Below are 21,572 nucleotides of genomic sequence, written 5' to 3'. Positions count from 1 at the left end.
CCCGAACATGACTCCACACCTGATCAAACTCCTGGGCCTCAGCGCCGCCCTGCTGGCGATCGCCAACGGCGTGCGCGCCGACGAGGTCACCGCGCCGAGCTTCACCGCCGAGCCGTGCTGCCAGCTGTGCCCCGAGGCCCACGACGCCAGCCGCTACACCACCCGCTACCAGCAGAACTTCACCACCCTGGTCCAGGCCAAGGGCGACTGGCTGTTCCGCACCCGGGAAGACCTGCGTACCGAATTCGACACCACGCCCGCCGGCTACAAGCGCCTGCAACAACTGCATGACGCCTTCAAGGCCCGCGGCATCGAGCTGGTGGTGGTCTACCAGCCGACCCGCGGCCTGGTGAACCGCAACATGCTCACCCCGAGGAAAAGGCGAAGTTCGATTACCAGAAGGCCCTGGGCAACTACCAGGCCATGCTCAAGCGCTTCCGCGCCATGGGCTACAACGTTCCCGACCTGTCGCCGCTGACCAACGAGCAACTGGCCGCCGCCGACCAGGGCAAGGACTTCTACTTCCGCGGCGACCAGCACTGGACCCCGTACGGCGCCGAGCGCGCAGCGAAGATCGTGGCCCAGACCGTGCACGCCATGCCGGCCTTCGAAGGCATCCCGCGCAAGGAGTTCGAGACGAAGAAGTCCGGGCGCATGGGCAAGACCGGCACCCTGCACAACGTCGCCGGCCAACTGTGCGGCACCAGCTATGCGGTGCAGTACATGGACCAGTTCGCCACCGAGCCGAAGGGCTCCAGCGGCGGCAGCGACGACCTGTTCGGTGATTCCGGCAACGCGCAGATCACCCTGGTCGGTACCAGCCACAGCGGCAAGAACTACAACTTCTCGGGCTTTCTGGAACAGTACATCGGCGCCGACGTGCTCAATGTCGCCTTCCCTGGCGGCGGCCTGGAAGGCTCGATGATCCAGTACCTGGGCAGCGAGGAATTCAAGAAGAACCCGCCGAAGATCCTGATCTGGGAATTCTCCCCGCTGTACCCGCTGAACCAGGAAACCATCTGGCGGCAGATGCTTGCCCTGCTCGACAACGGCTGCGAAGGCAAGCCGGCGCAGATGAGCGCCAGCACCGCGATCAAGCCAGGCAAGAACGAGCTGATGGTCAACGGCCGTGACGGCGTGATCAAGGACCTGACCAACCGCAACCACCAGCTGGACATCCGCTTCGAAGACACCTCGGTCAAGGTCATGCAGGCCACCCTCTGGTACCTCAACGGCCGCCACGAGGACATCAAGATCGAGAAGCCGACCACTTCCGACACCGATGGCCGCTTCGCCTTCCAGTTGCGTGAAGACGAGGACTGGGCCGGGCAGACCCTGCTTGCCGTCGAGCTGCAGGGGCCGGAGAGCGGTACCCAGAAAGTCCAGGCCACCCTGTGCAAACGCGGCCCTGTCGGCGGTGCCCCGCGCAACGCCCAGGCCGGACTGTGAGGACCCCATGAACAGACTCAGCATGATCGCCAGCGCGGTATTGCTCGCGGCCTCCAGCCAGGCATTCGCCGGGCTGGTACCGCCCCAGGGCTACTACGCCGGCATCGAGAAACAGAAGACCGGCGACGGCAACTTCCAGTGCGAAGCGGTGCCGACGCCCTACACCGGCAGCCTGCAATTTCGCAGCAAGTACGAGGGCTCGGACTCGGCGCGCTCGACCCTGAACGCAGTGTCGGAGAAAGCCTTCCGCGACTCGACCAAGGACATCACCACCCTGGAGCGCGGCGTGGCCAAGCTGGTCACCCAGTACATGCGCGACGGCCGCCCGGCGCAGCTCGACTGCGCCCTGACCTGGCTGGGCACCTGGGCCCGCGCCGACGCCTTGCTGTCGAAGGACTTCAACCACACCGGCAAGTCCATGCGCAAATGGGCGCTGGGCAGCCTCAGCGGCTCGTGGTTGCGCCTGAAGTTTTCCAACGCCAAGCCGCTGGCGGCGCACCAGGCCCAGGCCGAGGAGATCGAGAAATGGTTCGGCCGCGTCGCCGACCAGGTGGTCAGCGACTGGAGCGACCTGCCGCTGGCGAAGATCAACAACCACAGCTATTGGGCGGCCTGGTCGGTGATGGCCACCGCCGTGGCCACCGACCGCCGCGACCTGTTCGACTGGTCGGTGAAGGAGTACCGCGTCGCCGCCAACCAGGTGGATGACCAGGGCTTCCTGCCCAACGAGCTCAAGCGCAGGCAGCGTGCACTGGCCTACCACAACTACGCACTGCCGCCACTGGCGATGATCGCCAGCTTCGCCCAGGTCAACGGCGTGGACCTGAAGGATGAAAACCACCAGGCGCTGAAACGGCTGGGCGAGCGAGTGCTGGGTGGGTCGAAGGATCCTTCGGCGTTCAAGAGCAAGAACGGTGAGAAACAGGATATGGACGACCTCAAGGTCGACAGCAAGTACGCCTGGCTGGAGCCGTGGTGCAGCCTCTACCAGTGCAGTGGCGATGTGCAGCAGCGTCGGCACGGGATGCAGCCGTTCAACAGCTTCCGCCTCGGCGGGGATGTGACGCGGGTGTATGACCCGGGGGCCGAGCGCAAATAGGCGGCTTGACACGGCCCCTGTGGGAGCTGGCTTGCCAGCGATAGGGCCACACCTGACACAGATGCTGAACCTGCTGGCCTCATCGCTGGCAAGCCAGCTCCCACAGGGACCGCAGCGACACTGATTCATCGGTTTCCCCCAGCCAGACAGCCGGGGGGTTTGGGGGCGCTGTTGCCCCGTAGCTGACCACCAAGGAGAACCGGGATGGTCTTCTCGTCCAATGTGTTCCTGTTCCTGTTCCTGCCGATCTTCCTCGGCCTGTACTACCTGAGCGGGCAACGCTATCGAAACCTGCTACTGCTGCTGGCCAGCTACCTGTTCTACGCCTGGTGGCGGGTGGACTTCCTGGCCCTGTTCGCCGGGGTCACCCTGTGGAACTACTGGATCGGCCTGAAAGTCGGCGCCGCCGGCGTACGGACCAAACCGGCCCAGCGCTGGTTGCTGCTCGGCGTGGCCGTGGACCTGTGCATCCTCGGCTACTTCAAGTACGCCAACTTCGGTGTCGAGAGCATCAACGCGATCATGGCCTCGTTCGGCCTCGAGCCGTTCATCCTGACCCACGTGCTGCTGCCGATCGGTATCTCGTTCTACATCTTCGAGTCCATCAGCTACATCATCGACGTGTACCGCGGCGACACCCCGGCAACCCGCAACCTGATCGACTTCGCCGCCTTCGTCGCGATCTTCCCGCACCTGATCGCCGGCCCCGTGCTGCGCTTCAAGGACCTCGCCGACCAGTTCAACCACCGCACCCACACCGTCGACAAGTTCGCCGAGGGCTGCACCCGCTTCATGCAGGGCTTCATCAAGAAGGTATTCATCGCCGACACCCTGGCGGTGGTCGCCGACCATTGCTTCGCCCTGGAAAACCCCAGCACCGGCGACGCCTGGCTCGGCGCCCTGGCCTATACCGCGCAGCTGTACTTCGACTTCTCCGGCTACAGCGACATGGCCATCGGCCTGGGCCTGATGATGGGCTTCCGCTTCATGGAGAACTTCAAGCAGCCGTACATCAGCCAGTCGATCACCGAGTTCTGGCGGCGCTGGCACATCAGCCTGTCCACCTGGCTGCGCGACTACCTGTACATCACCCTGGGCGGCAACCGCGGCGGCACCTTCGCCACCTACCGCAACCTGTTCCTGACCATGCTCCTGGGCGGCCTGTGGCACGGTGCCAACTTCACCTACATCATCTGGGGCGCCTGGCACGGCATGTGGCTGGCGATCGAGCGGGCCCTGGGCATCGACACCAACCCGCAGCGCTTCAACCCGGTCAAGTGGGCCTTCACCTTCCTGCTGGTAGTGATCGGCTGGGTGATCTTCCGCGCCGAGAACCTGCACGTGGCCGGCCGCATGTACGCCGCGATGTTCAGCCTGGGCGACTGGAACCTGTCGGAGCTTAACCGCGCCAGCCTCACCGGCCTGCAGGTGGCGACCCTGGTCCTGGCCTACATCACCCTGGCCTGGTTCGGCCTGCGCGACTTCTACCGCAATGCCAGGCCGACCGCGAAAGCCAGCCCGGTGGTGGTGCACCACGACGGCAGCGTCGGCCTCGACTGGAGCCTGTACGCCACCCGCGTGCTGGTTCTGCTGCTGTTCGTCGCGTCGATCCTCAAGCTCTCGGCGCAGAGCTACTCGCCCTTCCTCTACTTCCAGTTCTGAGCGAGCCGACCATGACCCGATCACTTCGCATCCTTTACTCGCTGCTGTTCCTCGCCCTGCTCACCGCCCTGGGGCTGTGGTCCCTCGGCGGGCTCGCCGGCTTCCAGCGCACGGCGCAGATGAGCCTGCTCGACGGCAAGCTGGCCAAGGCCGCCGAAACCCACTACGACGAGCAGTTCCCGCTCAAGCGCATCGGCACCAACCTGTGGGCGGCGCTGGACTTCAAGCTGTTCAACGAAGGCCGCCCCGGCGTGGTGCTGGGCCGCGACCAGTGGCTGTTCAGCGACGAGGAGTTCAAGCCGGCAGCCGACGGTGAACTGAGCCGCAACGAGAACCTGGCCCTGCTGCGTGGCGTGCGCGACACCCTGCGTCAGCACGGCGTGGAACTGGTACTGGCGATCATCCCGGCCAAGGCCCGGGTCTATCCCGAGTACCTCGGCGAAAAGACCCCGGCCAGCGTCCACCATGACCTGTACAACGCGTTCCACGCCCAGGCGCGCCAGGCCAACATCTTCGCCCCCGACCTGTTCGGTCCGCTGGAAGCGGCCAAGGCCCGCGGCCAGGTGTTCCTGCGCACCGACAGCCACTGGACGCCGATGGGCGCGGAGGTCGCCGCCCAGCAACTGGCCGAGGCCGTGGCCCGGCAGACCCTGCTCAACGGCCAGCCGCAGACTTTCATCACCGAGAACCAGGAACAGACGCCGTACAAGGGCGACCTGACCAACTTCCTGCCGCTGGACCCGCTGTTCACCGAGCTGCTGCCCAAGCCGGACCAGTTGCAGAAGCGCAGCACCCGTGCCGCCGAAGACGGCGGTGACGATGCGCTGTTCGCCGACAAGCAGATCCCCGTGGCACTGGTCGGCACCAGCTACAGCGCCAACCCCAACTGGAACTTCCTCGGCGCGCTGCAGCAGGCCCTGCGCAGCGACGTGGCGAACTACGCCGAGGACGGCCACGGGCCGATCCTGCCGATGCTCAAGTACCTGCAAAGCGATGAATTCAAGAACAGCCCGCCGCAACTCGTGGTCTGGGAGTTCCCCGAGCGTTATCTGCCAATCAAGAACGACCTCAGCGGCTTCGACCCGCAATGGATCGCGCAACTGAAGAAAACCCGCAACGCCAATCAAGAGCTGGCCCTGACGTCCAACCGGACCGAACACTAAGAGGAAATGCACATGACCTTGCACACGTCCAAGCACCGTATCGCCAAAGCCTGCGCCCTCGCTGCCGGCCTCACCCTCGCCTCGCTGCAAGCCTGGGCCGGCGGCGACGCCGCACTCTACGGCCCGAGCGCGCCGAAAGGCTCGACCTTCGTGCGTTTGTACAACGCCTCCAGCCAGCCGGTCGCTGCCAGCGTCGGCAACACCCCGATCAACCAGGTGGGGGCCCAGGCCAGCAGCGACTTCAGCTTCATGCCGCAAGGCGACTACAGCGCCAAGGTGGGTAACGCCACCCTGCCGGTGAAGCTGGCGGCCGACCATTACTACACCCTGGTCAACCACGCCAACGGCAAGCCGCAGCTGGTTGAAGAACCGCCATTCCGCAACAAGCAAAAATCCCTGGTGCGGGTGCAGAACCTCAGTGACCAGGCCCTGACCCTGAAGACCGCCGACGGCAAGACCGAAGTGGTCAAGCCGGTGGCCGCCGCCAGCCGTGGCGAGCGCGAGATCAACCCGGTCAAGGTCAACCTGGCCCTGTACGAAGGCGACAAGAAAGTCAGCGACCTGAAACCGGTCGCCCTCGAGCGCGGTGAAGCCGCCGTGCTCTACGTCACCGGCTCGGGCAGCAACCTGTCCCCGGTCTGGGTCAAGCGCCCGGTAGCGACCCGCTAATCCACTGCCCAACTTTTAGATTCGGAGAGCAAAACCATGATTCCAGTCATCCTGTCCGGCGGTAACGGTTCGCGCCTGTGGCCCCTGTCGCGCAAGCAGTTCCCCAAGCAGTTCCTCGCCCTGACCGGTGAGCACACGCTGTTCCAGCAAACCCTCTCGCGCCTGGTCTTCGAAGGCATGGACGCACCCATAGTGGTATGCAACAAGGACCACCGTTTCATCGTCAACGAACAACTGCAAAGCCTGAACCTGCAGACCCAGGCCATCCTCATGGAGCCCTTCGGCCGCAACACCGCGCCAGCGGTGGCCCTGAGCGCCATGAAGCTGGTCAATGAAGGCCGTGACGAACTGATGCTGGTGCTGCCGGCCGACCATGTGATCGATGACCAGAAAGCCCTGCAACGCGCCCTGGCCCTGGCCACCGTGGCCGCCGAGCGTGGCGAGATGGTGCTGTTCGGCATCCCTGCGACCAAGCCGGAAACCGGCTACGGCTACATCCGTTCCAGCCAGGACGCGCTGCTGCCCGAGGGCATCAGCCGGGTCGCCCAGTTCGTCGAGAAACCCGATGAAAAGCGCGCCCGCGAATTCGTCCAGAGCGGCGGCTACTTCTGGAACAGCGGCATGTTCCTGTTCCGCGCCAGCCGCTTCCTCGAAGAGCTGAAAAAGCACGATCCGGACATCTACGACACCTGCCTGCTGACCCTCGAGCGCAGCCAGGAAGACGGCGACAGCCTGAGCATCGACGAAGCCACCTTCGCCTGCTGCCCGGACAACTCCATCGACTACGCGGTGATGGAAAAAACCCAGCGCGCCTGTGTGGTGCCGCTGACCGCCGGCTGGAGCGATGTCGGCTGCTGGTCGTCCCTGTGGGACGTGCACCCCAAGGACGACAACGGCAACGTCACCAAGGGCGACGTGGTGGTGCAGGACAGCCACAACTGCATGATCCACGGCAACGGCAAGCTGGTCTCGGTGATCGGCCTGGAGAACATCGTGGTGGTCGAAACCAAGGACGCCATGATGATCGCCCACAAGGACAAGGTTCAGGGGGTCAAGCAACTGGTCAACACCCTGGATGCCCAGGGCCGCAGCGAAACCCAGACCCACTGCGAGGTATATCGGCCGTGGGGTTCCTACGACTCGGTGGACATGGGCGGGCGCTTCCAGGTAAAGCACATCACGGTCAAGCCCGGCGCCAGCCTCTCGCTACAGATGCACCACCACCGTGCCGAGCACTGGATCGTGGTGTCCGGCACCGCCGAAGTGACCTGTGACGAAAACGTCTTCCTGCTCACCGAAAACCAGTCCACCTACATCCCCATCGCCTCCGTCCACCGCCTGCGAAACCCGGGCAAGATCCCGCTGGAGATCATCGAGGTGCAGTCCGGCAGCTACCTGGGCGAAGACGATATCGAACGCTTCGAGGACATCTACGGGCGCTCCACGCCGATCGAGCGTGGGGTTTCGATCAAGACCATCGCGCAGTAAGCGGTAAACGAAAGGGGCCGGCCCGCTCATTCATATGACAGGCCGGCCCCTTGTCGTTAGGATCGAAGGATCGTCTTTCCCGGGGCATCCATCATGTTCGTCGGCATCCTGCTTATCCTGACCTGGCTGGTCCTGCTGCTGCGTTATCCGGCCAAGGCACTGCCGGTGTCGCTGGCGGCGCTGCTCGGGCTGGTGATGGTCGGCGGCTGGGTGGCGTGGCTGGATACCCGCGAGGCTCGCCAGTTGGCACGCCTGGAACTGCGCCTGGACTACCTGCCGCAGGAATGCCCCGCCGGACGCCCGCTGCGGGTACGCATGAACAATGGCAATGATGTGCCACTTACCGAACTGCGCTGGCGCGTCGCCGCCTATGCGCCCGGCGACAGCGTCAATCTCGCCGAGAACACCTACGCCGCCCCGCGCTACCGCGGCCCCGGCGAACTCCAGGCCGGCGCCGACTGGAGCGACTGCCTGCCATTGCCGCCGCTGCGCTCCGGCTATCGCCCGCAAACCCTCGAATTCCGCGCCGAACACCTGCAAGGCAGCTTTGCCAACTAGCATTTTTGTCAGTTTCGCAATGTGCGCGTCGGGTCTTCAATTAGCTCAGGAAGACTCACCATGAAGGAGAAAGCCCATGGACGTCCGCCATTTGAAGGGAGTCGATGCCTTGACGCGCTTGCTGGAAACCGACGAACGCGACGCCCCCGGCATGATCCTGGTCGGTTCGGCAAGCGACCGCCTCAGTCGCGACCTCCTGGAAGAGGTTCGCCGCGATTCGCCGATCTATCCGCAATTCGTCTTCTATCAGTTCGATCTCGACGACTACGGCTCCCCTGAACAGAACCGGACGCTAAGTCGTCTGCTGGACGACATCGGCATTGAAAAACTGCCGGCGCAGATTCTGCTGCCAAGCCGGGGTTGCCGGCCCAGCGTGATCAACGCGGTAAGCATGATGGCGATCAGGAAAGCCCTGCATTTGCTCTACTGAGGTGCATGATGCGGATGAACCGGTATGATCGGGCTCTTCTCCCTGTCACGAAGGACCGCCCACCATGCCTGTCGCCCTGATCACCGGTTGCTCCAGCGGCATCGGCCGCGCCCTCGCCGACACGTTCCGCGATGCTGGCTACACGGTCTGGGCCACCGCGCGCAAGGCCGGGGATGTGGAAAAACTCGCCGCCGCCGGTTTCCGCGCCTGGCCGCTGGATGTCAATGATGCCCGCGCGCTGCATCAACTGGCCGAAGCCATCGACACCGAGCATGACGGCCTTGACCTGCTGATCAACAACGCCGGCTATGGCGCCATGGGCCCGTTGCTGGATGGCGGGGTCGAAGCGATGCAGCGGCAGTTCGAGACCAATGTCTTCGCCGTGGTCGGGGTGACCCGCGCGCTGTTTCCGGCGCTGCGTCGCGCGCGCGGGTTGGTGGTGAATATCGGCAGCGTCTCCGGAGTACTGGTAACGCCCTTCGCCGGCGCCTATTGCGCATCCAAGGCCGCGGTACATGCCCTGAGCGATGCCCTGCGCCTGGAACTGGCGCCATTCGGCGTCCGGGTGATGGAAGTGCAACCGGGGGCGATCCAGTCGAGTTTCGCCAGCAATGCCGGGCATGAGGCAGAGCAGGTGCTGACACCGGAATCGGCCTGGTGGCCATTGCGCGAGAATATTCGGGCACGGGCGCGTGCCTCGCAGGACCGGCCGACACCGGCCAGCGAGTTCGCTGCCGGTGTACTGGCGGCGGTGCGCAAGACACCGGTGCCGGGGCTGGTCAGGCTGGGCAATGGCAGCCGGGCGTTGCCGCTGATGGCGAACCTGTTGCCTTCGCGGTTGTTGCAGGGAGTACTGAAGAAGAAGTTTGGGCTCAACAGAACCTTGTGACCTCCAGGGCCTCATCGCTGGCAAGCCAGCTCCCACAGGTTACGCGATCCCTGTGGGAGCTGGCTTGCCAGCGATGAGGCCCGCAAGAACACCGCAAAAATCAGGCTATCGACCGCACCACCCCGCCATCCACCCGCATCGCCGCGCCGGTGGTCGCACTGGCCTGCTTCGAGGCCAGGTACACCACCAGGTTCGCCACCTCCTCCACCGTCGCCAGGCGCTGGATGATCGAGCTGGGCCGGTGCTCGGCGATAAAGCTGGCTTCCAGTTCCGCCGTCGACACGCCTTGGTCCTTGGCCATCTGTCCGAAGAAATCCCCCACACCTTCCGAACGGGTCGGCCCCGGCAGCACGGCATTCACCGTAACCCCGGTGCCCGCCAGGGTTTCAGCCAGGCCGCGGGACACCGCCAGCAAGGCGGTCTTGGTGGTGCCGTAATGCACCATCTCGGTCGGGATCTGCAGCGCCGATTCGCTGGAAAGGAACAGCACACGCCCCAATTGCGCGCCTTCATGCCTGGGGCGTAATGCCGTGACAGGCGCACCGCGCTGAGCACGTTGACCTCGAAGAAGCGCTGCCACTCTTCATCGCTGGTCTCGAAGAACCCCTTGGGCTCGAAGATGCCGAGGTTGTTGACCAGGATATCGGTCTGCGGCACCTGCTCGAACAGCAGGCGGGCGCCTTCGGCCGTGCCGAGGTCGGCGGCGACGCCGATGATGCGGGCTGCCGGAACCTTGTCGCGGACCTGCTTCAGGGCCTGGTCGACCCGGGCCTGGCTGCGCCCGTTGAGCACCACCTCGGCACCCGCCTCGGCCAGGCCGATGGCGATGGCCAGGCCGATGCCGGCAGTGGAGCCGCTGACGATGGCGCGCTTGCCGTTGAGGGAGATTTGCATGTGTGCCTCCTGGAGTTAAATAAACCTAAAGAGCAACTCGGTCACTGTGGGAGCTGCGGTTCGGCGGCCCGACAAGCCAGCTCCCACAGGGTTCAGGGGTGTTTGGTCAATTGGGGTGTTTCCGCCAGATCGAACGCCTGCCAGCCACCACCCAACGCCTTGTACAACCCCACCAGCGCCTGCGACACCGCCGCCGAGCTGTCGATCCACTGCTCCTCGCTGGCGAGCAATGCCCCTTGCACGGTCAGCACATTGAGGAAATCCACCGCGCCTTCGACATACTGCCGCTGTGCCGTGTCCAGCGCGATGCGGTTCTGCCTGACCGCCTCGGCGAGATGGTCGCGACGCAACTGACTGGCGTTGTAAAGGCGTAGCACATCGTCGATTTCATGCCAGGCGCCGAGCACCACCTTGCGGTAGTTCAGCGCCGCTTCCTGCTGCTGCGCCTCGCGCAGTTCGAGCACACCGCTCAGGCGCCCGCCTTCGAAGAGCGGCAGGGAAATCTGCGGACCGATGGCGAAGCGCCGTGAGTCCCAGGCGCCGAAATCACTCAGTTGCATGGCCTGGAAACCGAAACTCCCGGACAAGCGAATACTCGGGTAGAAGTCCGCCTTGGCCACGCCGATGCTGGCCGTGGCGGCATGCAGGCGGGCCTCGGCCTGGCGGATATCCGGCCGGCGCTCGGCCAGTTGCGACGGCACGCCGATCGCGAAGCGCTGCTGCGGCGCGGGCAGTTCGGCGTTTTCCAGCAGCTCGCCTTGCAGGGTGCGCGGGGGTTCGGCGGCGAGCAGGCCGATGGCGTTGATCAGGTCGGCCTGGCGCGCTTCAAGCGTCGGCAAGCGCGCCTCGATGGAAGCCACCTGGGCACTGGCCTGGGCCACATCGAGACGGGTAGCGACCCCTTGGGCCTGACGGTCATTGGACAGCTTGAGGCTGTGCCGGGCGACCTTCAGGTTGTCGCGAGTCACCGCCAGGGTATGCTGCACCGCGCGCAGCTGGATGTAGTCGCCCGCAGTCTCCGCCAGCAACGCCAGCAACACGCCGCGACGGTCGTTCTCGGCCACCTCCACGCCAGCATCGGCCGCCTCGACCTGACGTCGTACCCGGCCCCACAGATCCAGCTCCCAACCAGCGACCAGGTCGCCCTGCCAAAGGTTGTAGGCGGCCTTGCCTGAATTCCCGGACGGATCGTTCAGCCCCTCGGCACTATTGCGCGCCCGGCTGTAGCCGCCGCTGAAGCCCAGCGATGGTGTTTCATCGGCGGCGATGCTGCTGCGCAAGGCACGGCTTTGCAGCAGGCGCGCGCTGGCCATGCGCAGGTCGAGGTTGTTGGCCGCGACCTTCTCGATCAAGGCACTGAGGCGGGCATCGTGAAAATTCTCCCACCAGCGCAGCTCCAACGGCTCGGCAGTCGGCCGGCTGGCCGCCGCCTCGCCTTGCAAGGGCGTCCACTGCTGTGGTGCCTGGCTGTCGGGACGCTGGAAATCCGGGCCCAAGGTGCAGCCGGCGAGCAGTACGCCGAACACGATCGGAGTCAAGCGAAACAGGTGGCTCATCGCGCGCTGACCTCCTTGCCACCCAGGGTATCGCCCCGGGTGTCGATCACCGCCTCGACCGACATGCCTACCCGCAGGCGCTCCAGCAGCGGCTGGTCTGCGTCGAAGACGATCTTCACCGGAATGCGCTGGACCACCTTGGTGAAATTGCCCGTGGCGTTGTCAGGCTTGACCGCGGCGAAGGTCACCCCGGTGGCCGGTGCGATGCTGTGCACATGGCCGCGCAGGGTTTCGCCGGCAAAGGTATCGACACTGATGCTCACCGGCTGGCCGGGCTGGACATGGGTCAGCTGGGTTTCCTGGAAGTTGCCGACGACATAGGCGCGGTCCAGCGGCACCACCGAGAGCAGGCGCGCTCCCGGGTTGACGTAGGCACCGACGCGCAATGCACGCTCGCCGACCATGCCGTCCACCGGAGCGACGATGCGGGTGTAGGACAGGTCCAGGTTGGCCTTTTCCACACCTGCTTCGGCCCGCTTGAGCTGGCCGTCGGCGCTGGCTACCTGGGCTTCGAGGATATCCACCTGCTTGCGGGTCGCCAGCAAGGCGGCCTGGGCGTTGGCCAGGCGGGCACGGGCCTGGTCCACGCGGCTGCGCGCCTGCTGGGCATTCTGCACGGTACCGGCGCCCTGCTCGGCCAGACGGCTGTAGCGGGTGGTTTCATGATCGGCGAAGGCCGCTTCCGCCTGCGCCGCCTTGACCGCCGCTTCGGCCTGGGCAATCAGCGAAGCCTGGCGCTCGAGCGTGGCACGGGCATCGGCGCTTTGCGCCCGGGCCACCAGCAACTGCGCCTGGGCCGCATCGAGCGCAGCCTGGTAATCGCGGTCGTCGAGGGTCGCCAGCAGTTGCCCGGCCTGGACCTGCTGGTTGTCTTCGACCAGCACCTGCTTGATGAAACCGGCCACCTTGGGCGCGACCACGGTGTAGTCGGCACTGACATAGGCATCGTTGGTGCTCTGCCGCTGGTCGCTGCCCAACAGGTGCGGGCCGCCGAGGGCTACGAGGACGGCGATGGCGAGCACCGAGCCGATAAGGATGTTCTTGCGGGTAGGGGTCATGTCGGCAAATCTCGAATTCATCTGGGCTCAGGCCACCGCGCGCGGTGGGTAGACCCGTGTAGGCACGAAAGGAATCAGGCAGATCAGGGTCACGGCGATGCAGGCCATGACCAGGTACAGGTCGGCCGAGGTCAGTACCAGGGCCTGTTCATGAATGCGCCCGGCAAGGCCGGCGGCGCTGTCGTCGAGCAAGGGCGCGTTGCCCAGGCTGTCGCTGAGGTGGGTGGAGTGGAAATGCCGGCGCAGGGTGCCGAGGGCATCCAGAAGGCCACCGGCGACCACTGCCGCCAGGCCCTTCACCGTGTTGAACCAGGCCGAGGCGAACGGCCCTTCCTGCGGGCTCATGCCGTTGGTGGAGAGCATCAGCAGCGGCAGCACGGCCATCGGCTGGCCGAACACGTGGAGCAGTTGCAGGACATAGAAGTTGTCGCGGATCCACGCCGACGTCAGCTGGGTGCCACCGAGGCAGGCCAGGGCCAGCAGCCCCAGGCCGCACGCCAGAACCCAGCGGCAATCCACTGCGCGGATATTGCACAGCGCCGCCACCAGCGGCAGCGAGATCAGCTGCGGCATGGCCACCAGCAGCATCAGCGGGCTGGTCTGGGCCGGGCGATAACCCTGGACCTGGGCCAGGTAGGCCGAGGGAATGCTGATCGCCGCCGAGAGCACGATCAGCACCCCGGCCAGGGTCACCAGGGCGAAGCTGAGGTTGCGCCGGCCCAGCATGCGCAACTGGAAGAACGGCAGCGGCTCGGACCATTCGTTGAACATGAACAGCACCAGCAGCACCAGGCCGCCGCCGAGCAGCCAGCAGATCAGCGGCGAATCGAACCAGCCCCAGCGGTCGCCCAGGCTCAGGCCAAGGACCAGCGAGCTGATGGCCGGCAGGCCGAGCAGCACGCCGCGCCAGTCCAGTTGGCGGAAGCGTTCCAGGCGCAGCGGGTCCTGGGGCAGGCCCCAGCCGACACAGAACATCGCCAGCAACGACGGCACGATGATCTGCCAGAACGACCACTGCCAGCCGACATATTCGGTCCACAGTCCGGCCAACGGCGTACCAAGGTTGGGGCCGAAGGTGGCGGTGAGGGCATAGCAGGCCAGGCCATAGACCTTGATCCCCGGCGGCAGGAAGCGCAGGGCCACGCTCATCAGCATCGGCGGCAGCGCTCCCGAGGCCAGGCCCTGGACGATGCGCAGCAGCATCAGGCTGTACAGGTCCGGGGCGTAGGGCTGGAGCAAACCGAGGACGGCGAACGCACCGATGGCCGACATCGTGAAACGGCGCAGAGAGAAGGTAGTCGCCAGCCAGGGCGCAAAGGCCATGGCCGACACCGAGGCAGCGGCATATACCGCCACCAGCCAGGCGCCTTCGTCGGCACCGATGCCCATGGCACCACGAATATCCGCGAGGGAGCTCTTGGTCACCATCTCGTTGAGCCCGGCGCATAGCACCGCCAGCAACACGCCGAACAGCCCGACCACGACCCGCAGGCCGAACGCCGGCTGCGCGGGTGCGGCCGCCTGGGGGGCGACTGGCGCAGCAAGGGGCGCGGACAGGGACGTCATCAGAAATCTCCAGCAACAAATTGGCTGGAGGGAGTTTAAAAACCCTGACTACTGACGAAAACTGACTTATGGGCAGTTTACGATTGCACTAAACGCAATCCGAGGCTCATGGGTCCACTTCACAGCAGGTTTTCAGAGTCTGGCGCAGCCAGCGGTGGGCGGGGTCGTTATGAAAGCGTGGATGCCAGGCCTGCATCACTGTCACCCGCTCCATCGGCAGCGGAATCTCGAAGGAGCGCAGCGGCAAGCCAAGCCGGTGCACGCTGTTGAGGATATTGGCCGGCATCGGCAGGATCAGGTCCGAAGCCGGCAAGGAGAACATCGCCGAGTGGAAGCTCGGGGTAATCAGCGCCACCCGCCGCTGCACCTTGTAATTGGCCAGTTCGACATCGATCGGCCCGTTGGCCCGGCCACGGCGCGACACGCTGATCTGCGGATAGGCAGCGAAGGTCTCGGGCGTGATCTCCTTGTCGAAGATCGGGTGGTCACGTCGCGCCAGGCCGACGTAGATGGTGTTGAACAGGCTCTGCACCTTGATCTCCGGCCCAAGCTCGATGCTTGAACTGATAAGCAGGTCGGTGCGCCCGTCACGCAGCACCGCGTCGTCGTCGCCGCCGCTTTCCGGAACGAAGCGCAGCACGGTGCGCGGTGCCTGTTCGTGCATGGCGCGCAGCAGTTGTGCGCCATAGAGGGCGATGAACAGGTCGTTGGTGCGGATATTGAAGGCGCGGTCGAGGTTGGGCAGGTCCACCTCGTCGCCGCCACGGAAGACCTGGCCGGCCTGCTCCACCAGGCCCCGTACCTGCTCCTGGAGCGCGAGCGCTCGTGGAGTCGGCACCAGGCCGCGACCGGCACGGACCAGGATCGGATCACCCAGGGCTTCGCGAATACGCCCCAGGGTACGGCTCATGGCCGCCGGGCTCAGGTTCATGCGCTGGGCGGCGCCAACCACGCTGCCCTCGTCGAGCAGGGCGTCGAGGGCGACCAGCAGGTTCATGTCCGGGAGTTGCATGCCGGCTTCCGTTTGTCGTGATGAAAACGCGATCTTAACAGCTCGCTGGATTGCGCCGGACGCAACATTCCAGTGCATGGCAGGCCATTTATCGGAGCGCGGCGATGGGCGGAGAATGCCGTTTCCTGCTCCTTTCCAAGGAATCCGCATGTCCAGTCCGGTACTGATCGCCATTGATGCCTCCCCCGCCTGCAGCACCCTGCTTGACCTGGCGCGCCACTACTGCCGCCCTGAACTGCACCGTCTGCATGTGCTGCTGGCGATCGACAGCACCTTTGCGGTGCATGATCATCCCGCGCCTTACACCCGGGGCGAGCTGGAGGAATACCCGGCGGCCTGCGATGAACAGCAATTGGCCGAGCGGGCGGTCGGCGAGGCGGTCAAGGCGCTGCGCGAGGCTGGGTTCGACGATTGCACCGGCAGCCTGGTGACCGGCGAGCCGGTGGCGGCGATCGTTGGTACCGCGCGGGAGCTAGGTGTGGAGTTGATCGTCATGGGCCACCGGCACCTGTCGCGGCTGGGGCGGTTGCTGGATCCGTCGGTGAGCGGGAAGGTGATCGATCAGGTGGGGTGCCCGGTGCTGGTGGGGGCTACCGGGCATTGATGGCGATCTTTCGGGCCTCATCGCTGGCAAGCCAGCTCCCACAAGTGTGTGAGCTGCGCCCCGGATGTTGGACACTTTTGTCTAAAGCTATGCGGCTTGTGCTCTGTACGCTACAGGGCTCAGGCCGCCGAGCTTCATCTTGATACGTTCGTGGTTGTAGTAGCGGATGTAATCATCAATCCCAGCGCGTAATTGCTCGATGCTCTCAAATTTCTCGCGGTAGAAATACTCCGACTTCAGCGTGCCGAAAAAGCTTTCCATCGCCGCATTGTCCAGGCAGTTGCCCTTGCGCGACATGCTCTGTTCCAAGCCCGCTTCTTTCAAGCGCTGGCGGTAATCCGGATAGCGATAATGCCATCCCTGATCTGAGTGCAGCATCGGCTTACTGTCAGCCGGCAGCTTCTCCAGCGCTCGTTCAAGCATCGTTCCCACCAGGGTGTAACGCGGCCGAGTATCCGTTTGATAGGCCACGATCTCCCCGTTGTACAAGTCCAGAACTGGCGACAGATAAAGCTTTTCTCCAGCCACCTTGAACTCGGTAACGTCTGTCACCCATTTCTGATTCGGCTGATCAGCAGCGAACTCCCGGTTCATGGTGTTCGGCGATGCTTCGTCCATCAGCCCTCTGTACGACTTGTATTTCTTCGGTCGTACCGTGCACTTGAGGTCCAACTCGCCCATGAGGCGGCGCACTTTCTTGCCGTTGATCACGTGCCCTTTCTGGCGCAGCGCAGCGGTCATGCGACGATAACCATACCGGCCCCTGTGGTGCTCCTGAATGCCCCGCATCGCCTGTTTCAGTGGAGCGTACTTATCCTCGGCGCCCTCGTCCCCGAAGTAGGTGTAGTAAGTGCTACGAGGCAAACCAGCAGCGATCAGCAGGTATTTCAGCCTGAACTGTCGGCGCAGCGCGGTAATCAGCTGGGCTTTTTCCTTGCTGCCCGGATCTGCCTGAGCTTCGCCTCCTCTAACTCCTCGAGCTTTTTTAGGTAGGCGTTCTCCGCTTCAAGCATGCGAACTTTCTCTAGTAACTCTTTGGGCGAGAGGTCCTCGTTACGCACGGCTGCAGGCTTGGAGGACTTGGCGGAAGGCTTAGGCATGGTGCGGGTTGAACTCTTTTCTACAGAAAGCTGGTTTGCGAGCCCGTCACTGTAATACTGGCGCAGCCATCTGCCCAGCTGACTAGAGTTACCTAGGTTGAACAACGCTGCGGCGGCGCGCTGAGAAAGACGGTCATTTAGCATGCGGTGAAGCACCGTAATCTTGAATTCGGCGCTGTGGCGCTGATGGCGACGCTCAAGGCTGGACCTGCCGTGTTGCTGATAGGCCACGACCCAACGGCGAAGCAAGGTGGGATCTATCTGGAACTGGTTCGCCACATGACGGAAACCTCGGCCTCGCTTGAGGAAGGCTTCGATGGCGGACAACTTGAACTGCTTTGAATACTTGGTCATGCAAAACACCCCGGTGTTGGATTTTTTGTCCAACATCCGGGGCGCAGCTCAGTGCACCGAAAGATCTGTGAACTGACATGACCACTCGGCCCGGGCCTTGCAACCCTTTGGAACTACCCATCGAGCGCTTAGTCAATCGATGCATGTCCTTGTCAGGTGAGCACCATGCACAATCCCTTTCAGCAGATCAGCGATGCCTTCTCGGACGAGTACCGGGTCAACCTCAGCATCGAACGCCTGGACGGCAGCATCATGCTGACCCTGTCCAATGAACACGGGCGCGTGGTCGCCAAGCGCTTGATCAACCGGGAGCAACGAGATTGCCCGAAACGGCTGGAGCGGTTGATCGACAGCATCAGGTTCGGGATTGCCATCGAGCAGGGGCATAGCGCGGTGGATATCCTGGCGGCGATGACCGAGCGCCATGGCGGTGGCCGTTGGGGCCTCATCGCTGGCAAGCGGGCTCCCACAGGGTCCGCGCAGATCTGAAGCCCTACATCAAACCTGTGGGAGCTGGCTTGCCAGCGATTGGGCCGCGCTAGCGGCCCCAGAATTCCCCGGTCACATCGATGGCCCTGTCCTCCTCCACGAACGCCACCACCCGCCTGACTTGCCGGTAGATCCCGGCCGCCTCCGAACCCAGCGTGATCCCCTCCCGCAAATCCACCGCCTGCGCCGCCACCACCGCTTCGATCCTGACCAGCCACTCCACCCGTTGCACCAGCCGCGCGGTCTTCTCCACCACAGCCAGCCCCTGCCCCGCGTAATCCTCGACCCGGTCCGCCACCGGCACGCTGAGCGCCGGCAATGGATTGGCCAGGTGCACGATCTCCGCCACCAGCGCCGCAGCCGTGCGCTGCAAGGCCGCCAGCCCGACACTGCCCGGACGCGGACTCAAGGAGTGCGGCAACTCGCTGGACCCAGGCGACAAGAGCTTCGCCATCCGCTCGGCACTGGCGACCGCCAGCCGGCTCAAGGCCAGCCCCAAACCTTCGAATGCCAGCGCCAGATGGGTACTGTCGAAGTTCGCCGTCACCAGCACCTCACGGCTTTCCACTACCAGCGCCGGGTTATCCGCCCCGCTCTGCAGCTCGATCACGACGATGTCCCGGGCCCGCGCCAGTGCATCACGTACCGCCCCCAGCACCACCGTGGAACAGCGAAAGCTCAACGGATCCTGCAATCGCCGCGCCTGCCGCTCACCGCCTTCGAGCAAGGCCAACAAGGCTTTCGATTCCTCCACCAGCCCCGGCGCGGGCCGCAAGTGCGCCGCCTGAAACGGTGCCACGCCAGCGCGATAGCCTTCGCAGGACAACGCCAGCACACCCCGCTGCCGATCCAGCAACCGCTGCGTCTCGCTGACCAGCAAGGCTCCCAGCCCGATACTTGCCGAGTTGGCCGAAACCAGCGCCAGACCGTCCTTGTCCCGTGGCACCAACGGCGTCAGCCCGGCCCGCTGCAAGGCTTCAGCCGCCAGCAAGCGCTCGCCGTGATACTCGACCCAGCCCTGCCCCTGCAAAGCCAGGGTCACATGGGCCAGGGGCGCCAGGTCACTTGCCCCAAGCGAGCCGAGCAACGGCACCTCGGGGTGAATGCCGTGATCCAGGAAATCCCCGAGCGCCAAGGCACTGGCGAGAGAAATGCCCGATCGCCCCAGGGCCAGCCCGGCCAGCCGCGCCGCCATAATGGCCCGTACCTCCCGCCGCGACGCCAGCCGCCCCACACCCACCGCCCGGCCGGCAGCAATGCGCTGCTGGAACCCGGCATCGCCCTGCGCGTGATCCACCGCAGCCCCCAGCCCGGTAGTCACACCATAGATGGGCGCACCCGCTGCGATCAGTTCCAGCAACAAGGCATGCCCGGCGTCAATGCGCCCTCGCATACCTTCATCCAGTCGCGCCGACACCTCGCCATCCACCACCGCCAGCAAACGCTCGATGGGCCTCATGCCCAACGCAACCGCTGGCCGATCCCCAAGTGCCGGGCCTTGTCCAGCAAGGCATGGCCGAGGGCGATATCGCTCAGGCTCAGGCCGCGATGCCAGAACAGGATGGTTTCACCCGGATGCTCGCGCCCCGGCCTAAGCCCGGCGACGATCTGCCCGAGTTCGGCATGCAGCGTCTGCGCGCTCAGCCGCCCTGCCTCGACATGGGCACGCAGCGAGCCGAACTGCCCACCCTTGCACTGCCCCCAATCGTCCACCACCAGCTTGTCCATGATGTCGGTCAGCGACAGCTCCACCGCGCTCATGGTGCCGTAGGGCACGACAAAGGCGCCCGGCTCGATCCACTCGGTGCGCAACAACGGCTCGGGCCGTTCCAGCCGCGATGCTTCGACCACGATATCGGCGCCGCGCACGGTGCTCTTCCAGTCCTCGGTCACCACCACCGGTTTGCCTAGGTCGCGACGCAGGCGCTCGGCGAAGGCTTCGCGGCTCTCGACCCGACGCGAATGCACGCGGATCTCGTCGAAATCGAACAGGTGATCCAGCAGGCGCACATTCCAGTACGCCGTGCCCCGCGCGCCGATGTGCCCCAGCACCTTGCTGCCGGGCCTGGCCAGGTGCCGGGCACCGATGGCGGTCAGTGCACCGGTGCGCATATCGGTGATAGCCGAGGCATCGAGGATCGCCTTCGGCACCCCGGTGGCCGGGTCCAGCAGGTTGAGAATCGCCAGCTCCGACGGCAGGCCCTGGCGATAGTTGTCGACGAAATCACCGACCACCTTGACCCCGGCCCGGCCGATCTCACCGCCGAGCACGCCGCGCAGCACATTGAAATGGCCATTGATCCCGGCACCGGGAATCAGGTGGGTACGTGGCTCGATCACCGCCTCGCCCTGCCCCTGCAAGGCCAGCCCGGCTTCGACGGCGGCAAGGATTTCGTCGTTGTCGAGGTTCAGTTCGGCGACGTCGAGACCATTCAGAAAATCGATGTAGATCGGTTCATGCACGCTGCTCATCACAGGCTCCCACTGACTTTCGCGGCGACGTCGGCTGGCACCCAGGCGCTCCAGACCTGTGGATGGTCACGCAGGAAATCCTCGGCAACAGCGCGAGGTTGCAGGCGTTTTTCGCTCATGCGGGCGAGGGTCTGGTTGAGCAGGTCGATGGGCAGATCGACCTTGCCGAACAGGTCCACCAGCTCCGGATATTGGGCATGGAAAGGTGCGGACACGCCAATTGCCAGGCGTGCCGGCATCGAGCGGCTGCCGCGTGGATTGGGGTGATTGGCGTTGGACAGGGTTTTCCAGGCTTCGGCGTCGAATGGCGGCTCTTCCAGCTTCACCAGCTTGTAGCGGCCCAGCAGCGGGGTGGGCGACCAGTAGTAGAACAGCACCGGCTTGCCGCGGCGGATCGACGAGGCCACTTCGGCATCCAGCGCCGCGCCGGAGCCGGTGCGGAAGTTGACGAAGCTGTCGTTCAGGCCATAGGCCTTGAGCTTCTGGCTGTTGACGATTTCCGAGGTCCAGCCGGTAGGGCTGTTAAGGAAGCGGCCCTTGCCCGGGGCTTCCGGATCCTGAAAGAGCTTGGTGTAGCGCGGCAGATCGGCAACCGATTTCAGGTCCGGCGCCAGGGCCGGGAGATTGCGCTCAGGGTCGCCCTTGATGACGAATTCCGGCACCCACCAGCCTTCGGTGGCGCCCTTCACCGTATCGCCGAGGCCGAATACCTTGCCCTCGGCTTCGGCCTTGACCCAGGCCGGACTACGGCCGGCCCATTCTTCACCGATCACCTGGATATCGTTTTTCGCCAACCCCGCTTCGAGGCTGACGGTACTGCCGGGCAGGGTGTCGGTGGTGTAGCCGTAGCCCTTTTCCACCAGCAGACGCAGGACCTCGGTGATGAAGCTGCCGCTTTCCCAGGTGATGTCGCCGAAGTGGATGGGCTGGGGTTTGTCGGCGCCATGGGTGAGCAACGAGAGGGTGACGAGGGTGGTGCCCAACAGGGTTTTCAGGAGTTTCATGCTAATGCCTCGGGTTCGGCTGTGTCCCTCAGGGCCTCATCGCTGGCAAGCCAGCT

Annotated in this window: 19 protein-coding genes and 2 pseudogenes; 12 read left to right on the top strand and 9 right to left on the bottom strand. The window is 64.7% G+C overall.

Annotated features, from left to right (window positions below; all coding sequences use genetic code 11):
• Positions 1–7: 7 nt before the first annotated feature.
• The 10 genes and pseudogenes from CSV86_RS33170 to CSV86_RS00245 all read left to right on the top strand — a co-directional run.
• Positions 8–930, top strand: a pseudogene (locus CSV86_RS33170) (alginate O-acetyltransferase AlgX-related protein); the annotation flags it as partial.
• The gene (locus CSV86_RS33165; RefSeq protein WP_376699739.1) at positions 922–1,449 is read left to right on the top strand and encodes an alginate biosynthesis protein AlgX; all 528 of its coding nucleotides are present in this window, start codon (positions 922–924) and stop codon (positions 1,447–1,449) included. The pseudogene CSV86_RS33170 and the gene CSV86_RS33165, both read left to right, overlap by 9 nt.
• Before the next feature lie 7 nt (positions 1,450–1,456).
• Entirely contained in the window at positions 1,457–2,548 is a 1,092-nt protein-coding gene (locus CSV86_RS00280; RefSeq protein WP_037058663.1) for a mannuronate-specific alginate lyase, read from the top strand.
• 204 nt (positions 2,549–2,752) lie between these two features.
• A complete protein-coding gene (locus CSV86_RS00275; protein ID WP_009395039.1) occupies positions 2,753–4,210 on the top strand; it encodes an MBOAT family O-acyltransferase in 1,458 nt (485 codons plus the stop codon).
• A gap of 11 nt (positions 4,211–4,221) precedes the next feature.
• A complete protein-coding gene (locus CSV86_RS00270; RefSeq protein WP_009395040.1) occupies positions 4,222–5,373 on the top strand; it encodes an alginate O-acetyltransferase in 1,152 nt (383 codons plus the stop codon).
• A gap of 12 nt (positions 5,374–5,385) precedes the next feature.
• Entirely contained in the window at positions 5,386–6,042 is a 657-nt protein-coding gene (locus CSV86_RS00265; protein ID WP_009395042.1) for an alginate O-acetyltransferase AlgF, read from the top strand.
• Positions 6,043–6,078: 36 nt separating this feature from the next.
• A complete protein-coding gene (locus tag CSV86_RS00260; RefSeq protein WP_009395044.1) occupies positions 6,079–7,530 on the top strand; it encodes a mannose-1-phosphate guanylyltransferase/mannose-6-phosphate isomerase in 1,452 nt (483 codons plus the stop codon).
• 93 nt (positions 7,531–7,623) lie between these two features.
• Positions 7,624–8,088 (top strand): hypothetical protein, encoded by a 465-nt coding sequence (locus tag CSV86_RS00255; RefSeq protein ID WP_009395045.1) that lies wholly within the window; start codon positions 7,624–7,626, stop codon positions 8,086–8,088.
• Between the two features lie 76 nt (positions 8,089–8,164).
• On the top strand, positions 8,165–8,518 hold the full coding sequence (locus tag CSV86_RS00250; protein ID WP_009395046.1) for a hypothetical protein: 354 nt from the start codon (positions 8,165–8,167) through the stop codon (positions 8,516–8,518).
• 64 nt (positions 8,519–8,582) lie between these two features.
• Positions 8,583–9,407 carry an SDR family oxidoreductase gene (locus CSV86_RS00245; RefSeq protein ID WP_009395048.1) on the top strand — a complete coding sequence of 275 codons (825 nt, stop codon included), beginning with the start codon at positions 8,583–8,585 and terminating at the stop codon, positions 9,405–9,407.
• A gap of 100 nt (positions 9,408–9,507) precedes the next feature.
• Here CSV86_RS00245 and CSV86_RS00240 read toward each other — a convergent pair.
• The 5 genes and pseudogenes from CSV86_RS00240 to CSV86_RS00220 all read right to left on the bottom strand — a co-directional run bounded on the left by CSV86_RS00240 (position 9,508) and on the right by CSV86_RS00220 (position 15,493).
• Positions 9,508–10,301 (bottom strand): annotated as a pseudogene (locus CSV86_RS00240) (SDR family NAD(P)-dependent oxidoreductase).
• Positions 10,302–10,393: 92 nt separating this feature from the next.
• Positions 10,394–11,857, bottom strand: a complete 1,464-nt coding sequence (locus CSV86_RS00235) for an efflux transporter outer membrane subunit (protein WP_009395050.1) — start codon at positions 11,855–11,857, stop codon at positions 10,394–10,396.
• Positions 11,854–12,936, bottom strand: coding sequence for an HlyD family secretion protein (locus tag CSV86_RS00230; protein ID WP_376699729.1), 1,083 nt, complete (start codon positions 12,934–12,936; stop codon positions 11,854–11,856). Before CSV86_RS00230 ends, CSV86_RS00235 begins: the two co-directional genes overlap by 4 nt.
• A gap of 6 nt (positions 12,937–12,942) precedes the next feature.
• Positions 12,943–14,481, bottom strand: coding sequence for an MFS transporter (locus CSV86_RS00225; RefSeq protein ID WP_009395052.1), 1,539 nt, complete (start codon positions 14,479–14,481; stop codon positions 12,943–12,945).
• Between the two features lie 106 nt (positions 14,482–14,587).
• A complete protein-coding gene (locus tag CSV86_RS00220) occupies positions 14,588–15,493 on the bottom strand; it encodes a LysR family transcriptional regulator (protein ID WP_009395053.1) in 906 nt (301 codons plus the stop codon).
• Between the two features lie 148 nt (positions 15,494–15,641).
• Between CSV86_RS00220 and CSV86_RS00215 the strand changes: the two genes are divergently transcribed.
• Positions 15,642–16,097 carry a universal stress protein gene (locus CSV86_RS00215; protein WP_009395057.1) on the top strand — a complete coding sequence of 152 codons (456 nt, stop codon included), beginning with the start codon at positions 15,642–15,644 and terminating at the stop codon, positions 16,095–16,097.
• An 87-nt stretch (positions 16,098–16,184) separates the two neighbouring features.
• On the opposite strand, the gene CSV86_RS00210 is transcribed toward CSV86_RS00215, so the two are convergent.
• Positions 16,185–17,551 (bottom strand): IS3 family transposase gene (locus tag CSV86_RS00210; protein ID WP_085982835.1). Its coding sequence is split into 2 segments (ribosomal slippage): positions 16,185–17,086 and positions 17,086–17,551, totalling 1,368 coding nucleotides; the frame shifts between segments, so codons are not numbered across the junction.
• Positions 17,552–17,716: 165 nt separating this feature from the next.
• Here CSV86_RS00210 and CSV86_RS00205 point away from each other — a divergent pair.
• Entirely contained in the window at positions 17,717–18,040 is a 324-nt protein-coding gene (locus CSV86_RS00205) for a DUF3509 domain-containing protein (RefSeq protein ID WP_009395143.1), read from the top strand.
• 49 nt (positions 18,041–18,089) lie between these two features.
• On the opposite strand, the gene CSV86_RS00200 is transcribed toward CSV86_RS00205, so the two are convergent.
• Genes CSV86_RS00200 through CSV86_RS00190 form a run of 3 tightly spaced genes read right to left on the bottom strand, consistent with a single transcriptional unit; the run spans position 18,090 to position 21,516 of the window.
• Positions 18,090–19,499 carry an HAL/PAL/TAL family ammonia-lyase gene (locus CSV86_RS00200; protein ID WP_009395141.1) on the bottom strand — a complete coding sequence of 470 codons (1,410 nt, stop codon included), beginning with the start codon at positions 19,497–19,499 and terminating at the stop codon, positions 18,090–18,092.
• Positions 19,496–20,512 carry an ornithine cyclodeaminase family protein gene (locus CSV86_RS00195; RefSeq protein WP_009395140.1) on the bottom strand — a complete coding sequence of 339 codons (1,017 nt, stop codon included), beginning with the start codon at positions 20,510–20,512 and terminating at the stop codon, positions 19,496–19,498. Before CSV86_RS00195 ends, CSV86_RS00200 begins: the two co-directional genes overlap by 4 nt.
• A complete protein-coding gene (locus CSV86_RS00190; protein ID WP_009395138.1) occupies positions 20,512–21,516 on the bottom strand; it encodes an ABC transporter substrate-binding protein in 1,005 nt (334 codons plus the stop codon). Before CSV86_RS00190 ends, CSV86_RS00195 begins: the two co-directional genes overlap by 1 nt.
• Between the last annotated feature and the right edge of the window lie 56 nt (positions 21,517–21,572).

It is taken from the genome of Pseudomonas bharatica CSV86 (assembly GCF_000319305.2).
In the GTDB taxonomy this organism is placed as follows: Bacteria; Pseudomonadota; Gammaproteobacteria; order Pseudomonadales; family Pseudomonadaceae; genus Aquipseudomonas; species Aquipseudomonas bharatica.
Note: the sequence above shows the minus strand (reverse complement) of the source record. Positions and strands in the feature narration are given on the sequence as shown.

What these genes read in the sequence shown, in the direction of transcription:
- CSV86_RS00220 (WP_009395053.1), bottom strand. Translation starts at nt 15,493, where the DNA reads ATGCAACTCCCGGACATGAACCTGCTGGTCGCCCTCGACGCCCTGCTC.
- CSV86_RS00200 (WP_009395141.1), bottom strand. Translation starts at nt 19,499, where the DNA reads ATGAGGCCCATCGAGCGTTTGCTGGCGGTGGTGGATGGCGAGGTGTCG.
- CSV86_RS00195 (WP_009395140.1), bottom strand. Translation starts at nt 20,512, where the DNA reads ATGAGCAGCGTGCATGAACCGATCTACATCGATTTTCTGAATGGTCTC.
- CSV86_RS00245 (WP_009395048.1), top strand. Translation starts at nt 8,583, where the DNA reads ATGCCTGTCGCCCTGATCACCGGTTGCTCCAGCGGCATCGGCCGCGCC.
- CSV86_RS00265 (WP_009395042.1), top strand. Translation starts at nt 5,386, where the DNA reads ATGACCTTGCACACGTCCAAGCACCGTATCGCCAAAGCCTGCGCCCTC.
- CSV86_RS00190 (WP_009395138.1), bottom strand. Translation starts at nt 21,516, where the DNA reads ATGAAACTCCTGAAAACCCTGTTGGGCACCACCCTCGTCACCCTCTCG.
- CSV86_RS00275 (WP_009395039.1), top strand. Translation starts at nt 2,753, where the DNA reads ATGGTCTTCTCGTCCAATGTGTTCCTGTTCCTGTTCCTGCCGATCTTC.
- CSV86_RS00230 (WP_376699729.1), bottom strand. Translation starts at nt 12,936, where the DNA reads ATGAATTCGAGATTTGCCGACATGACCCCTACCCGCAAGAACATCCTT.
- CSV86_RS00270 (WP_009395040.1), top strand. Translation starts at nt 4,222, where the DNA reads ATGACCCGATCACTTCGCATCCTTTACTCGCTGCTGTTCCTCGCCCTG.
- CSV86_RS00225 (WP_009395052.1), bottom strand. Translation starts at nt 14,481, where the DNA reads ATGACGTCCCTGTCCGCGCCCCTTGCTGCGCCAGTCGCCCCCCAGGCG.
- CSV86_RS00280 (WP_037058663.1), top strand. Translation starts at nt 1,457, where the DNA reads ATGAACAGACTCAGCATGATCGCCAGCGCGGTATTGCTCGCGGCCTCC.
- CSV86_RS00260 (WP_009395044.1), top strand. Translation starts at nt 6,079, where the DNA reads ATGATTCCAGTCATCCTGTCCGGCGGTAACGGTTCGCGCCTGTGGCCC.
- CSV86_RS00255 (WP_009395045.1), top strand. Translation starts at nt 7,624, where the DNA reads ATGTTCGTCGGCATCCTGCTTATCCTGACCTGGCTGGTCCTGCTGCTG.
- CSV86_RS00215 (WP_009395057.1), top strand. Translation starts at nt 15,642, where the DNA reads ATGTCCAGTCCGGTACTGATCGCCATTGATGCCTCCCCCGCCTGCAGC.
- CSV86_RS00235 (WP_009395050.1), bottom strand. Translation starts at nt 11,857, where the DNA reads ATGAGCCACCTGTTTCGCTTGACTCCGATCGTGTTCGGCGTACTGCTC.
- CSV86_RS33165 (WP_376699739.1), top strand. Translation starts at nt 922, where the DNA reads ATGATCCAGTACCTGGGCAGCGAGGAATTCAAGAAGAACCCGCCGAAG.
- CSV86_RS00250 (WP_009395046.1), top strand. Translation starts at nt 8,165, where the DNA reads ATGGACGTCCGCCATTTGAAGGGAGTCGATGCCTTGACGCGCTTGCTG.
- CSV86_RS00205 (WP_009395143.1), top strand. Translation starts at nt 17,717, where the DNA reads ATGCACAATCCCTTTCAGCAGATCAGCGATGCCTTCTCGGACGAGTAC.